General features: G+C 70.5%; 14 protein-coding genes. 7 read left to right on the top strand and 7 right to left on the bottom strand.

Going from position 1 to position 13066, the window contains the following annotated elements; translation table 11 throughout:
* Positions 1-344 precede the first annotated feature (344 nt).
* From QMO76_RS09095 to QMO76_RS09075, 5 genes are all read right to left on the bottom strand, one after another.
* The gene (locus QMO76_RS09095) at positions 345-1481 is read right to left on the bottom strand and encodes an Mrp/NBP35 family ATP-binding protein (protein WP_306360754.1); all 1137 of its coding nucleotides are present in this window, start codon (positions 1479-1481) and stop codon (positions 345-347) included.
* Between the two features lie 67 nt (positions 1482-1548).
* Positions 1549-2421 carry a lytic transglycosylase domain-containing protein gene (locus tag QMO76_RS09090; protein ID WP_306360753.1) on the bottom strand — a complete coding sequence of 291 codons (873 nt, stop codon included), beginning with the start codon at positions 2419-2421 and terminating at the stop codon, positions 1549-1551.
* 114 nt (positions 2422-2535) lie between these two features.
* Complete coding sequence (locus QMO76_RS09085; protein ID WP_306360752.1) at positions 2536-3936, bottom strand: lytic transglycosylase domain-containing protein; 1401 nt, start codon at positions 3934-3936, stop codon at positions 2536-2538.
* 162 nt (positions 3937-4098) lie between these two features.
* Positions 4099-4683 (bottom strand): DUF1003 domain-containing protein, encoded by a 585-nt coding sequence (locus QMO76_RS09080; protein WP_306360751.1) that lies wholly within the window; start codon positions 4681-4683, stop codon positions 4099-4101.
* Positions 4680-6011, bottom strand: coding sequence for a magnesium transporter MgtE N-terminal domain-containing protein (locus QMO76_RS09075; RefSeq protein WP_306360750.1), 1332 nt, complete (start codon positions 6009-6011; stop codon positions 4680-4682). The genes QMO76_RS09080 and QMO76_RS09075 overlap by 4 nt, the downstream gene beginning before the upstream one ends.
* A 68-nt stretch (positions 6012-6079) precedes the next feature.
* On the opposite strand from QMO76_RS09075, the gene QMO76_RS09070 reads away from it, so the two are divergent.
* The 3 genes from QMO76_RS09070 to QMO76_RS09060 are packed head-to-tail and all read left to right on the top strand — an operon-like array spanning position 6080 to position 8128.
* Complete coding sequence (locus tag QMO76_RS09070; protein ID WP_306360749.1) at positions 6080-7036, top strand: CoA ester lyase; 957 nt, start codon at positions 6080-6082, stop codon at positions 7034-7036.
* Positions 7037-7048: 12 nt separating this feature from the next.
* Positions 7049-7549 carry a general stress protein gene (locus QMO76_RS09065; RefSeq protein WP_029931477.1) on the top strand — a complete coding sequence of 167 codons (501 nt, stop codon included), beginning with the start codon at positions 7049-7051 and terminating at the stop codon, positions 7547-7549.
* Between the two features lie 3 nt (positions 7550-7552).
* Positions 7553-8128: a suppressor of fused domain protein gene (locus QMO76_RS09060; protein WP_306360748.1), complete on the top strand. Its 576-nt coding sequence runs from the start codon at positions 7553-7555 to the stop codon at positions 8126-8128.
* A 9-nt stretch (positions 8129-8137) separates the two neighbouring features.
* Here QMO76_RS09060 and QMO76_RS09055 read toward each other — a convergent pair whose 3' ends face one another.
* Positions 8138-8281 carry a hypothetical protein gene (locus QMO76_RS09055; protein ID WP_306360747.1) on the bottom strand — a complete coding sequence of 48 codons (144 nt, stop codon included), beginning with the start codon at positions 8279-8281 and terminating at the stop codon, positions 8138-8140.
* Positions 8282-8377: 96 nt separating this feature from the next.
* Here QMO76_RS09055 and QMO76_RS09050 point away from each other — a divergent pair, with 96 nt between their 5' ends.
* Positions 8378-9241, top strand: coding sequence for a PHP domain-containing protein (locus tag QMO76_RS09050; protein ID WP_306360746.1), 864 nt, complete (start codon positions 8378-8380; stop codon positions 9239-9241).
* Positions 9238-9507: a hypothetical protein gene (locus QMO76_RS09045; RefSeq protein ID WP_306360745.1), complete on the top strand. Its 270-nt coding sequence runs from the start codon at positions 9238-9240 to the stop codon at positions 9505-9507. Before QMO76_RS09050 ends, QMO76_RS09045 begins: the two co-directional genes overlap by 4 nt.
* A gap of 193 nt (positions 9508-9700) precedes the next feature.
* Here QMO76_RS09045 and QMO76_RS09040 read toward each other — a convergent pair whose 3' ends face one another.
* Positions 9701-10141 carry a MarR family winged helix-turn-helix transcriptional regulator gene (locus tag QMO76_RS09040; protein ID WP_306360744.1) on the bottom strand — a complete coding sequence of 147 codons (441 nt, stop codon included), beginning with the start codon at positions 10139-10141 and terminating at the stop codon, positions 9701-9703.
* Positions 10142-10192: 51 nt separating this feature from the next.
* On the opposite strand from QMO76_RS09040, the gene QMO76_RS09035 reads away from it, so the two are divergent.
* Both QMO76_RS09035 and QMO76_RS09030 read left to right on the top strand, forming a co-directional pair.
* Positions 10193-11215 carry a hypothetical protein gene (locus tag QMO76_RS09035; RefSeq protein ID WP_306360743.1) on the top strand — a complete coding sequence of 341 codons (1023 nt, stop codon included), beginning with the start codon at positions 10193-10195 and terminating at the stop codon, positions 11213-11215.
* Between the two features lie 102 nt (positions 11216-11317).
* Positions 11318-12877 carry an FAD-binding protein gene (locus QMO76_RS09030; protein WP_306360742.1) on the top strand — a complete coding sequence of 520 codons (1560 nt, stop codon included), beginning with the start codon at positions 11318-11320 and terminating at the stop codon, positions 12875-12877.
* Positions 12878-13066: the final 189 nt, after the last annotated feature.

Here is a 13066-nt window from a genome sequence, read left to right as displayed (position 1 = left end):
CCGTTGGGGAGGTGCCGGGGGAAGCGCCTGTTCGAAGTGTGCTGCGCTTGCCCACCCCGCGCTCTTGGCGCATGACTGCCCGAGCGCAGCGGCGCACCGGCCCGGCCCGGTATGGCGGCCGGATGCGTACGGGCACGCGCGGGGCGGGGTGCGGGCCGTCCGGCGGCAGCGGTCGGCGGGGACGGGGTGTGGTCCGACTCGGGCGGTATGCCTGTGTTCCGAGCCGGGCGGACGGTCGCGGGCGCGGTGCGGTGTGGCGGGCGGCGGGCGCGGTGCGGTGTGGCGGGCGCGGTGTGGCGGGCGTGGTGTGGCGCGGCTGTTCGAGGGGTAATCGGTGGGGTGGGTCAGAGGTGGCGGGTGGTGTCGATATTGAGGGACATACCGGCCAGGCCGCGGCGGCGGACGGCGAGTTTGTCGGCGATGTCGCGGAGGGCCTTGCCGGAGACGCTGTCGGGGGCGCGCAGGACGATGGGGGTGCCCTCGTCGCCCGCCTCGCGCAGGGACTGCTCGATCGGGATCTGGCCCAGCAGGGGCACGTTCGCGCCGATGGCGCGGGTGAGGTTCTCGGCGACGGTCTGCCCGCCGCCGGAGCCGTAGAGGTCCATGCGGGTGCCGTCGGGCAGATCGAGCCAGGACATGTTCTCGATGACGCCCGCGATGCGCTGGCGGGTCTGCAGCGCGATGGAACCCGCGCGCTCGGCCACCTCGGCGGCGGCCAGCTGCGGGGTGGTCACCACCAGGATCTCGGCATTGGGGATGAGCTGGGCCAGCGAGATGGCCACGTCGCCGGTGCCGGGCGGCAGGTCGAGCAGCAGTACGTCCAGGTCGCCCCAGAACACGTCGGCGAGGAACTGCTGCAATGCCCGGTGCAGCATGGGCCCGCGCCACACCACGGGCGTATTGCCCTGGGTGAACATGGAGATCGAGATGACCTTCACGTCGTGCGCGACGGGCGGCATGATCATCCGCTCCACCTGTGTGGGCCGCTGGTCGGTGCCGAGCATGCGCGGTACCGAGTGGCCGTAGATGTCGGCGTCGAGCACACCGACCGAGAGCCCGCGCGCGGCCATGGCGGCCGCGAGATTCACGGTGACACTGGACTTTCCGACACCGCCCTTGCCGGAGGCCACCGCGTACACGCGGGTCAGCGATCCGGGCTGGGCGAAGGGGATGACCGGCTCGGCGGCATCGCCGCGCAGCTTGCGGCGCAGCTCGGTGCGCTGCTCGTCGTTCATGACGTCGAGGGTCACGTTGATCGCGCCCACGTGCGGCACGTCGGCGACCGCCTTGCTGACCCGCTCGGTGAGCGTGGTCTTGAGCGGGCACGCCGCCGTCGTCAGATAGATCTCGACGTGGACACTGCTGTCGTCGCCGATCTCGACGCTCTTCACCATGCCCAGTTCGGTGATCGGCTTCCGGATCTCCGGGTCGTCCACCTTCGCGAGCGCGCCCCGCACATCCGATTCCGTTACCACTGGCATGTACGCCAGTCTATGGGCCTCGGATGCGCGGCATCCATGCGCCTCGGATGCATGGCATCCATGCGCCTCAGATGCGCGGCAACTGGGCGGGCTGCGGTGCGACACCGCTCTGGTAGGCGACCTGCCAGGCCATCACGTTGGCGACGTAGGCCATGGAGTTGTTGTACCGGAGGATGGCGCGGGTCTGTTGAGCCCGGTCCCGCATATCGAGTCCGCCCGAGCACAGGTACTTGCCCGCGGTGAGGGTGGCGTCGAAGAGGTTCTGCGGATCGGCGATGCCGTCGCCGTTGCCGTCGGCCGCGTAGTGCTTCCAGGTCTCGGGCAGGAACTGCATGGGCCCGACCGCGCGGTCGTAGCCTTGCAGCCCGTCCAGCGAGCCGCCGTCGGAATCGTAGATCACGTGGTTGCCGTACAGGCTGCCGTCCAGCACCGGTCCGTAGACCGGGGTGAGCGGATTGCCGCCGTCGTCGGCCTTGCCGCCGAACACGTGCCGGGATTCCACGCGGCCGATGCCGGCGAGCATGGACCACGACATGCCGCAGGTCGGATTCTCCGCCGCCAGTACGCGTTCCGCGTTCCGGTAGGCGGCCTCGGCGATGCCGGGCACACCGAGCGGCCCGGCGGGGGCGGCGGCCGGAACGCGACCGTCGGGTTGCGCGACCGTGCGCACCTGCGGCGGTGGTGGCGGCGCGGCCTGTACGGCCTCTCGCAGCAGGGGTTCCGGGGCGGCGGCTACCGGTGCGGCGGCCGCCTCGAGTCTGGGGAGGTGATCGTCGGCCTCGGATGAAATCCGTTGCTGCACAGAGCTTGCCAGCTTGTCGGCCAGACTGCCGTCGGCCGCCCCGGTGACGGTGGCGAGTCCCGCGGGAACGAGGCCGGTGAGTGCGATTACAGACTGCCGGCGCACATTGACAACCGGCGGCTTGCGGTGACGTCCCACGGTGTGATGGCCCTCCATTGCTGTCCGGATGTGCCCTCGGTAATGCAATGGAGATCACGGTACCGCATTCGAGACCTGTTCGTTACTCCTTCGTGATCCTTTTTCTCGTTTGCGTCACGGAGCCGGGGCCGGGGGCGGCGGGGGCAGGGGAATCGTGATGCCGAAGGGCAGCGTGATGGCCGGTGGCGGCGGTGCGGCGGGCTCCTCCGCGGGCGCGGGAGCGGAGCCCTCGGCCGGGGCGGGCGGCGCGGATTCGGTTGGCTGCACCGGGTTCCCGGGCTGGGGCTGGGCTTGCGGCTGCGGCGCGGGCTGCGGCTGCTGGGCCTGCGGGGCGGCCTCCGGGGCGGTGCAGGACGCCGGGGTCGGCAGCGGCTGCCCGTCCGGACCGAACTGCTGTCCGGAAAGGTCGGGATTGGCCGATTCCTCCGCTTTGCCGACTTCCGGCGCCGCGTTCGCCGCGCCCATCGGATCCGGCATCGGCGCCGGAACCACCTCTTGTACACAGGGGTTCGGCGGGGGCGGCGGGCAGAAGATGCCGCACGGGATCGGCGGCAGCCCCGGAATGGTGATCATCACCTGGGTCGGCGTCTGCTGCTGCGGCGCAACGGTGTTCGACGGCGGCTGCTCCGCGGTGGTCGGGGCCGGGAGCGTGTTGTTGGCCAGCGTCATATCCGGTCCGGTCGCCGCCGGAATGCTGCCCGGGGCAATGAGATCCGGCGAGATGCTGACCTGGGTGGGCGCGCCACCGGTCTTGTAGGCATGCGACCAGCTCAGCACCTGGGCCGCGTACGACATGGAGTTGTTGTAGCGCAGCACGGCCCGCAGCTGCTGCTGCTGATCGCGCAGGTCCATATTGCCCGAGCACAGGTACTTGCCCGCCGCCAGCGCGGCGTCGAAGACATTGTGCGGATCGGACACGCCGTCGCCGTTGCCGTCGGCGGCGTACAGCGCCCAGGTGCCCGGCAGGAACTGCATGGGGCCCAAGGCGCGCACATAGCCGCCGTCGGCGGCCTTGATGATCTCGTTGCCCGGCAGGGTCCCGTCCAGCGCCGGGCCGTAGATGGGCGTGACGGTGGTGCCCGCGGCGTCGGTGCGGCCGTTGCCGGCATGTCCGGATTCGATGCGCCCGATGCCGGCCAGCAGATTCCACGACAGTCCGCAGCCGGGCATGGAGGACTCCAGTGCCAGCTCGGCATTGCGGTAGGCGGCGAGCACGATCTCCGGAATGCCGAGTGCGCCCGCGCCCCCCGGCAGCGCGATGTCCTGGAGCGGCACGGTGCCGTTGAACATGCCGTCGGCGGGCGGGGTCAGGGCGCGCAGCTTGCGCGGTGGCTCCGGGGCGGCGGGCACCAGGCCGACGAGTTGGTCCGAGTCGGGCTCGTCGGCGGCGACGGCGTCGACCGCGCTCGCGGCCAGCAGCGCGTCGGGGGCCTGGGGCGCTTCGGTTCTGTGGGTCGTGTTGGTGGCCGATCCGGCGGTGACGAGTCCGGCCAGGATGAGAGCCGACGCTGTCACCGGAGCTGCTATTCGTTTTGGCACCACACAATCCCCTCAACAGTCGTGGAGCAGCCGGTAGCGCGGTGACACCCACCTCAGTGGAAGGTGTCTGGGTCGGTTGCTCGGAACAACGTGATCCAGGTTACCCATCCGTAAGCTTGTTGTGTGCAACTTGTGCCGTCATTCGCCATCTTTTTGCGGCGAAACGGCGACCCCGGACCTCTTTCTCTCGATACCCTTCTTCTTTTTGTGTTCGGCTGACTGGCCCGATTTGTCCGCTCCACCTGCGGATTCATCGTCCAATCGGGTGAGCAGATCCTTGATGTCCTCGAGCTCGCGCCGCAGATAGTCGCGGGTCGCGACCTCGCCGACGGCCAGCCGCAGCGCCGCCAGCTCCCGAGCCAGGAACTCGGTGTCGGCCTTGGTCTGCGCGGCACGCAGCCGGTCCTCCTCGAAGGCCACCCGGTCGCGATTGTCCTGCCGGTTCTGCGCCAGCAGGATGAGCGGCGCGGCGTAGGCGGCCTGGGTGGAGAAAGCCAGGTTGAGCAGGATGAACGGGTAGGGATCCCAGCGTAGGCTGATCGCGAAGACATTGAGCGCGATCCACACCACCACCACGACGGTCTGGATCGCCAGATAGCGGCCGGTGCCCAGGAACCGGGCCGCCCGCTCGCTGGACCGGGCCAGGGCCTCGGCGTCCCAGTCGAATCGGAAGCGTGACTCCGACGGCGTCTCCAACCGCCCCCGGGGGCTGTGATCGGTCATCGCTTGCCTCCTGGAAGCTTGTGCGCGACAACGGTTCCGGTCGCCTCGGCGAGCTCGTGCTCATCCTGTTCGCGCCAGTCCTCGGGCAGCAGATGGTCCAGCAGATCGTCCACCGAGACCGCGCCGAGCAGGTGGTTCTCGTCGTCGACCACCGGCCCGCACACCAGGTTGTAGGTGGCGAAATAGCGGGTGACCGCGGTGAGCGACGCCTCCGGGCGCAGCGGGCTCAGATCGGTGTCGAGAATGCCGCCGACCAGGTGTGCCGGAGGTTCGCGCAGCAGTTGCTGAATGTGTACACAGCCCAGATACCTGCCGGTGGGCGTCGCGGTCGGCGGGCGCACCACGAAGACCATGGAGGCCAGTGCCGGGGTGAGGTCGGGGTCGCGCACCCGGGCCAGCGCCTCGGCGATGGTGGTGGAGGCGGTGAGCACCACCGGCGAGGGCGTCATCAGGCCACCGGCGGTGTAGGGCGCGTGCTCGAGCAGCCGTCGCACCGGTTCGGATTCCTCCGGATCCATCAGGGCGAGCAGCGATTCCGCCTCTCCCGCGGGCAACTCGCCGAGCAGGTCGGCGGCGTCGTCGGGGTCCATGGCCTCGAGCAGGTCGGCGGCGCGTTCGGTGCCGAGCTGTTCCAGCAGTTCGATCTGGTCGTTCTCCGGCAGCTCCTGCACCACATCGGCGAGGCGCTCGTCGTCGAGGGCGCGCACCACCTCGATGCGCCGCTTCTCGGGCAGTTCGCGCACCAGATGCGCGACATCCGCCGCCCGCATGCCCTCGAATTGCTCGAGCAGCTGGGTGACGTCCTGCCCCGGCAGATTGAGCTCCGTCTGAGTCAAACCGCGCACATGCGACCACGCGACCACGCGCACGGCCCCGCGACGGCGGAACGCCGAGCCGAGACGGCGGCGTTCGCGCACCGCCACCCGGGACACCACCCAGTCGCGGGTGCGGGTCTGCTCCAGACCGAGATCGGTCACCACCACATCGGTATCGTCGAGTTCCGGCAGTTCCGGATCGTCCACGCGCACGGTGGAGTCGATGACCTGGGCGATGGCGAGCATCTCACCGTGCCGCTGCTCGAAGCGGCGCACGCTGATGGTGCCGGTGTTCAGGGTGATCGCGCCGGGTTCGATCGAGGTCACCCGCAGCATGGGCACGAAAATTCGCCGCCGGGTGGGCAGTTCGACGAGGATGCCGAGGATGCGCGGCTGCTGCCGGTCGTACCGGATGGAGATCACAAGATCCCGGAGGCGGCCGATAGACTCGCCGTCCGGTCCCAGTACCACCAGGCCCGCGAGCCGGGCGGCGAATACCTTCGTCGCTGCCATAACTGTCAGGCTAGAGGGTCTGGCTGCCCGAATTGTCGCGCCACGAGCGCGGATGTGAGAGGTGACGCATGACATCGCGCCGTTCGGTACTCGCCGTACCCGGCAGCAATCAGCGCATGATCGAGAAAGCCAAGGGACTTCCCGCCGACGAGGTGTTCCTGGATCTCGAGGACGCGGTCGCACCGGCGGCGAAGGCGGCGGCACGGGCGAACATCGTGGCGGCGCTGAACTCCGGTGGCTGGGGTGAGCAGATCCGCGTGGTGCGGGTCAACGACTGGACCACCGAGTGGACCTACGCCGACGTGATCATGGTGGTGGAGGGCGCGGGCGCGAACCTGGACGCCATCCTGCTGCCCAAGGTCACCGACGCGGGGCAGGTGCGCGCCCTGGACCTGCTGCTGACCCAGCTGGAGAAGGCCAACGGCCTCACCCCCGGCGGGATCGGCATCGAACCGCAGCTCGAGAACGCCCTGGGCTTGCGCAATATCGACGAGATCGCCACCGCCAGCCCCCGGGTGCGGACCCTGGTCTTCGGCCCCGCCGACTTCATGGCCAGTATCAATATGCGCACCCTGGTGGTGGGGGAGCAGCCCGAGGGCTACGAGCCGGGCGACGCCTACCACCACATCTATATGACCATCCTGCTCGCCGCCCGCGCGCACGGTCTCCAGGCCATCGACGGCCCCTATCTGGCGGTCCGCGATATCGAGGGCTTCCGCCGCAATGCGGCCCGCACCGCCGCGCTCGGCTTCGACGGCAAATGGGTGCTGCATCCGGACCAGATCGCCGCGGCCAACGAGATCTTCAGCCCGCGCCAGGCCGACTACGACAAGGCCGAGGAGATCCTGGACGCGTACGCCTTCCACACGTCGGCCGACGGCGGCGCGCGGGGCGCGGTTATGCTGGGTGACGAGATGATCGATGAGGCCAGTGCGAAAATGGCGCAGGTCATCGCCGATAAGGGACGGGCGGCCGGAATGACGCGAACCACGCGTTTCATTGGCCCCGCCGACGAGCAGAAATAGCATGATATGGCTATGACCAATCCCATGGGGACTCCGAACAACCGCAACCGGCCGGGGCTGCCGACGCCGCCGTCGGGCTGGCCGGTCGGCTCGTACCCCACCTACGCCGAGGCACAGAAGGCCGTCGACTATCTGGCGGACAACCACTTTCCGGTCGAGAACGTCACCATCGTCGGTGTCGACCTCATGCAGGTCGAGCGCGTGCTGTACCGGCTCACCTGGGGCAAGGTCATCGGCGGCGGCATGGTGTCGGGCGCGTGGCTCGGCCTGTTCATCGGCCTGCTGCTGAGCCTGTTCCGGCCCGAGGGCAGCAGCAGCCTGGGCATCATCGCGGTCGGCCTGGTCGGCGGCATCATCTTCGGCCTGATCTCGGCGGCCATTCCGTACGCCGCCACCCGCGGCCAGCGCGACTTCGCCTCCACCATGCAGCTGGTGGCGGGCCGCTACGACGTGCTGTGCGAACCCAAGGCGGCCGAACAGGCGCGGGACATGCTGGCGAGGCTGGCGATCTAGCGGATGGATGTGATCGACGACGTCCGGGCCGCGGTGCTCGGACATTTCGGGGTGGCATCGGCCGATTCCGCCTCGGTGACCTTCCTCGGGCTGGAGCCCATCGAGATCCTGCGCGTCCCGGCGGGCGACCTCGTGCACTACGTGACGCTGGGCGGCTCCCGCCACCCCATGACCGATCCCACGGCGGCGCTGGCCGATCCGCTGCGCGGCCCGCGCGCGGAACTGGTGCTCACCCAGCTGGGCGGTGCGGGCGCGAGTTCCGGACTGGTTCGCAGCCTGGGCGTCCTGGTGGCCGCGCCCGATGTGGAAGGCGTTGTGCTGCAACCCGATGCGCTGCTGGATCTGGGTGAACCGCTGTGGCACAACGCCCGTTTCACCGCGGCGCTGCTCGGGGAGAGCGATATGGCGGAGGTGAAGCTGCCGGAACCCGCTGAGCCGGTACGCTTTCTGACCGTCACCCCGATCACCGCGACCGAGGCGGCGTGGGTGCGCATCCGGGGTGCGGCGGCCCTGCGCGACGCCTGGACCGAAGCGGGCATCGACGTGCGCGACCCCAACCGCGGCGCGGCCGACCTCTGACCGGAGCGCTCACAACCACTTGTTGCGCCGGAACAGCACCACCAGCACCCCGCAGTCCACGACGTCGCGCGCGGTCGGCACCGGGTTGCGCGGGCGTTCCCCGTCGGCGGGGCGGCGCGGCGCGCGGAACGACGGCGGCGGGATGGTGGGCACGGCCCGATGCTATCGGCGAGCGGTCCGGGGTCGGTGGAACCGCGCGCGACGGGCGGGGGCGTACAAGATCGATACCGGCGCAGGCAAGATGGATCCGTGCGCATCGATCTTCACACTCATTCCACCGCCTCCGACGGCACCGACACCCCGGCCGAACTGGTCCGCAATGCCGCGGCCGCCGGGCTGGACGTGGTGGCGCTGACCGACCACGACACCACCTCCGGCTGGGCGGCTGCGGTCGAGGCGCTGCCGCCGGGCATGTCGCTGGTGCGGGGGATGGAGCTGTCGTGTGTTGGCATGGGGGAGGACGGGTATCCGGTGCCGGTGCATCTGCTGGCATACCTGTTCGATCCGTCCGACGAGTCGTTCGCGCAGGAGCGGGAGCGGCTGCGCGCCGAACGCGTGGTCCGGCTGCGCGGGATGGCCGAGCGCATGGCGGCCGACGGCCTGCCCGTCGACCCGGAGGAGTTGATGGCCTCGGTGGGGCCGTCGGCGGGCCGGCCGCATCTGGCGCGGGCGCTGGTGGCGGCCGGGGTGGTGCCGAGCGTGGACGCGGCCTTCCAGGATCTGCTCGCCTCGCACGGCCGGTACTACGTGGAGAAGGCCGATACCCCGCTGCGGCGCGCGGTGGAAATGGTCGCCTCGGCCGGGGGCGTGAGCGTGGTGGCGCACGCGCGCGCCCGCAAGCGCGGACGGCTGCTGGCGCTGGACGATATCCGCGATCTGGCCGCCATCGGCCTTGGCGGCCTGGAGATCGACCATCCCGATCACAATGCCGCCGATCGCGCCGTGCTCTCCGAACTGGCGGCGGAACTGGGCCTGCTGACCACGGGCTCCTCCGACTACCACGGCAGCAACAAGACCATCCGCATCGGTGAGTTCACCACCGACCCGGAGCAGTTCGAGGAATTGGTGGGCAAGGCGACGGGTGTGCCGGTGATCTCCAAGGGGACTTCATGAGGGTGGTGCGGGGGTTGAGCGGCGTCGTCGTCGGGGGGACGGTGGTGCTGGCGGCGACGGTGTTGGGGGCGGGAATCCTGGGGGCGCGCAGGGGATTCCCGGGGCCGGGCGCGGGCGTGATCGCCTGGCATATCGCGGCGGCGGTGCTGGCGGTCGGTGTGCAGGTCTACGCCGATCGTCGACGGACCTGGGGTGCCACGCTGGTCGGCGCGGTGATCGTACTGGCGACGGTCTCGGCGCTGCTGTGGACACAGTGGTGGGATTAGGCGCGGTGTGACGGTGGGTCTCCGGCGCGGCTATGCGATCGTGCGCTGCGTCGGCGTCGGCTGTCGCGGAGCCCGGTGTCGCGGGAATGACGCGGCGGCCCGGTATGGACGTGCGCGGCGGAAGACCGGCGCGTCGGCCGATCGGCATGGCGGGGGGTGCACGGGTGCGGGTGGTGGCGGCCCGAGTTCGGCGTCAGTCGCTGTCGTTGTAGCGGCGCAGATAGTCCGCGAACCGGGCGACGTCGGCGTCCTCCCAGTCCAGGAAGCGCAGGGTGAACGCTTCCCGCCGTCGTTCGTCGGCCTCCCGCGCGATCTCGCGCCCGGCCGCGGTGGCGTGCAGTACGTGATTGCGCCGGTTGGTCGGATCCACTTCGCGCCGTAGGTAGTTCGCTTGCTCGAGGGCGCTGACCTGGCGGCTCACGGTGGATTTGTCCAGGGCGAAGTGCTGGGCCAGGTCGGAGGCCAGACAGCCGTCGCGTTCGATCACCAGGTCCAGGATGGTGAACGCCACCAGGGACAGTTCCGGATGCAGCTCCGCCGATCTGCCGCGGGCGCGGCGGGCGAAGGCGGTGAGTTCGCGTTGAATGCTCTGAATGGCCGCCGCGCGGGTGGGGTAGGCGGGCTCGGAATTCATGGTTGTATCATACAACGATAATAGTTGTATTTACCAACCATTGGAGAGTGTATGGCCTCGCCCCAGCTGCGGCATCTCGCCGGTCACCTGCTCACACCCCTGCTCATGTGCCTCGGCATGGGCCTCGCCTACCTCGGAGCGTTCCATCAGCCCGAACCCAACCACCTCCGGGTCGCCGTCATCGGTGACAGCCCGGAGGTGAAGGTCCTCGCCCAGACCCTGAAGGACGGCGGCGAAACCGCGCTCGAGGTGGTGACCCTGCCCGACCGGGGCCAGGCCGTGGCGCGACTGCGCGACCGCGAACTCTCCGGCGCGTACCTGCCCGCCCCCGGACGTCCCGAACTGCTGGTCGCCAAGGCCGGATCGGACACCACCGCCATGGCCGTCGAGGCCGTCTTCGGCCAGGTCGCCGCGCGGCAGGGCGCACCCCTGACCGTCACCGACGTGGCCGCCCCCGCCGCGGGCGATCCCACCGCGCAGGGTCTGTTCTTCCTGCTGGTCGCGCTGAGCATCGGCTCCTACACCAGCGTCGCGGTGATCGGTGCGGCCGGTGCCGCGCTGCCGATGGGAGTGCGCGCACTGATCGGACTGGGCATGTCGCTGGCGGTGAGCGTGATCGGCATCGTGTTGGCCGGGCCGGTCTTCCACATCGTGGACCACGGCTACGCCGGAGTCTGGGGCCTGGGGCTGCTCTACAACGCGGGCATCGTGGCGGTGGGCCTCGGCCTGCACACCTTCCTACAGCGGTGGACCACGCTCGCACTCATGGTGCTGTTCGTCATGCTCAACTTCACCACCGCGGGCGGTGTGTACGGCCCCGAACTCCAGAACGGTTTCTTCGGTGCGCTGCACGCCTTCTGGAACGGCGCGGGCTTCGTGGAGGGAGCGCGCGGGCTGCTCTACTTCGACAACGCCGGACTGGGCGGACGGCTGCTGAGCCTGCTGCTGTGGCTGGCCGCCGGGCTGGCGTCGGTGGTGGTGGCGGCGCGCTACGAACGCGCGCGATCCGAGCGGTCGCGGCAGCCGACCGAGGACGAGATCGAGGCGGAAATCGAGGAAGCCGTCGGCGTGTGAAATCTATTTCCCGAGTAATCGATAACAACTGCGTCTCGGTGCGGAAATCGGAATGCCGATAACGGTTGCGGCCAGTTGAACTGTGGTCGAACATTTGTCGATATGACCGAATTCGAGGCCGATGTGCTCGTGCTGGGCGGTGGCCCGGCCGGGTGCTGGGCGGCACTGGCGGCGGCCGCGCGCGGCGCTCGGGTTCTCGTGGTCGACAAGGCGCGCGCGGGGGCCAGCGGCCCCACCGCCTGCGGCACCGTCTCGCTCTGGAATCTGCCGCCCGGCCCGGCCCGCGACGAGGCGGTGCGGCAGGGCTTCGCGGGCGGCAAGGGTCTGGGCGATCCGGAATGGATGTACCGGGTGCTCGACGAGACGCACCGGCGCGTGGACCAATTGGTGCGCCGCGGGTTCCGGATCGGCGGCGAAGCGGCGGCCGGGCCGACCCGGGTGGTGCTCGACGGCGCCGCGTACCTCGGCCGCATGCGGCGCAGCATGGTGATCGCGGGCGTGCGGATTCTCGACCAGCATCCCGCCCTGCAACTGCTCGCCGACCGTGACGGCATGGTTTCCGGCGCCGCCGGGATCGCCCTGGCCAGGGAGCACCGCGCCTGGACCGCCCGGGCCGCCGCCGTGGTGGTGGCCACCGGCGGCTGCGCCTTCCTGTCCGGCGGTGCGGGCACCGACGTGGACACCGGCGACGGACTGCTCATGGCCGCCGAGGCCGGAGCCGAACTCTCGGGGATGGAATTCTCCAGCGCCTACGCCCTGGCCCCCGCCGGGCCCGGCGGCGCGCCCGCGGTCTTCGCGCCGGATCTGCTGATGTACCTGGCGACCGCGCACGCCGACGGCCGGGCGGCGGGCCGCGGTCGCGAATTCGGTTCCCGGGCCGAGGCGTTCGCCGCCATCGCGGACGGCCGCCGGGTCTTCGCCCTCGCCGACGACCTGCCGGACGCCCTGCGCGCCCAGCTGATCCGCGCGGGCGGCCTGGACGCGGCCGGGCGGGTGCCGCTGCGGGCGGTGCTGGAGGGGACGGTGCGTGGAACCGGCGGTCTGCGGCTGACCGGACCCGACTGCGCCACCAATCTGCCGGGCCTCTACGGCGCGGGCGATGTGACCACGCGGGAGCCGATCACCGGCGCGGTGAGCGGGTTCGGCGGGCAGAACGGGGCGTGGGCGATCTCCTCCGGAGTGTGGTCGGGTGCCGCCGCGGCCAGGTTCGCGCTGGAGCGGCGCAAGATCGGCAAGACGCGCGCGGTACCCGGGGCCGGGCTGGGCGAGCGGCCCGGCATCGATCCGCGCGCGGTGATCGGGCTGGTGCAGGAGCACACCCTGCCGCTGCGGCGCTCGTACTGGCGCAGCGAGGGCAGCCTGCGCGACAGCATCGGCGAACTGGACGGCGTATGGCCGGGCGCGCGGTTCGATCTGGGCGGCGGCGGTGCGGCCCGGTTGCGCGCCCGGCAGGCGGCGGCGCTGCTGGCGGTGGCGCGGTGGACCAAGTACAGCGCGCTGGCGCGCACCGAGACCCGCGGCATGCATCGCCGGACGGACCATCCGGGCCGCACTCGCGCGGGGCGGGTGCGGCTGGTGTCCGGCGGGTTGGACTCGGTGTGGGTCCGATCCGACCGGTCGCCCGCGAACGCGTCCGCGGGGGAACTCACCGCGGCCGAGTAGACCGCATTGCGATGTCTCACCGAATCGTGACGCGGTCGTGCGAGTTCTCCCTTACCTCCGGTTAATTACCGTCCACTAAGCTCTGAAAATGGTGAATGAGCGGACGGGCCGACGGGGCCGATTTGGCACGTCGTCGTGGCTGCTGGCAAGATATGACGATCCCCGTCCGCTGCCACCCCAGCCGGTCGG

It is taken from the genome of Nocardia sp. CC227C, assembly GCF_030767025.1.
Classification (GTDB): Bacteria; Actinomycetota; Actinomycetes; order Mycobacteriales; family Mycobacteriaceae; genus Nocardia.
Note: the sequence above shows the minus strand (reverse complement) of the source record. Positions and strands in the feature narration are given on the sequence as shown.

Coding starts and splice junctions, on each gene's coding strand:
- QMO76_RS09030 (WP_306360742.1), top strand. CDS start 11,318: ATGACCGAATTCGAGGCCGATGTGCTCGTGCTGGGCGGTGGCCCGGCC.
- QMO76_RS09045 (WP_306360745.1), top strand. CDS start 9,238: ATGAGGGTGGTGCGGGGGTTGAGCGGCGTCGTCGTCGGGGGGACGGTG.
- QMO76_RS09035 (WP_306360743.1), top strand. CDS start 10,193: ATGGCCTCGCCCCAGCTGCGGCATCTCGCCGGTCACCTGCTCACACCC.
- QMO76_RS09040 (WP_306360744.1), bottom strand. CDS start 10,141: ATGAATTCCGAGCCCGCCTACCCCACCCGCGCGGCGGCCATTCAGAGC.
- QMO76_RS09065 (WP_029931477.1), top strand. CDS start 7,049: ATGACCAATCCCATGGGGACTCCGAACAACCGCAACCGGCCGGGGCTG.
- QMO76_RS09075 (WP_306360750.1), bottom strand. CDS start 6,011: ATGGCAGCGACGAAGGTATTCGCCGCCCGGCTCGCGGGCCTGGTGGTA.
- QMO76_RS09070 (WP_306360749.1), top strand. CDS start 6,080: ATGACATCGCGCCGTTCGGTACTCGCCGTACCCGGCAGCAATCAGCGC.
- QMO76_RS09095 (WP_306360754.1), bottom strand. CDS start 1,481: ATGCCAGTGGTAACGGAATCGGATGTGCGGGGCGCGCTCGCGAAGGTG.
- QMO76_RS09060 (WP_306360748.1), top strand. CDS start 7,553: ATGGATGTGATCGACGACGTCCGGGCCGCGGTGCTCGGACATTTCGGG.
- QMO76_RS09080 (WP_306360751.1), bottom strand. CDS start 4,683: ATGACCGATCACAGCCCCCGGGGGCGGTTGGAGACGCCGTCGGAGTCA.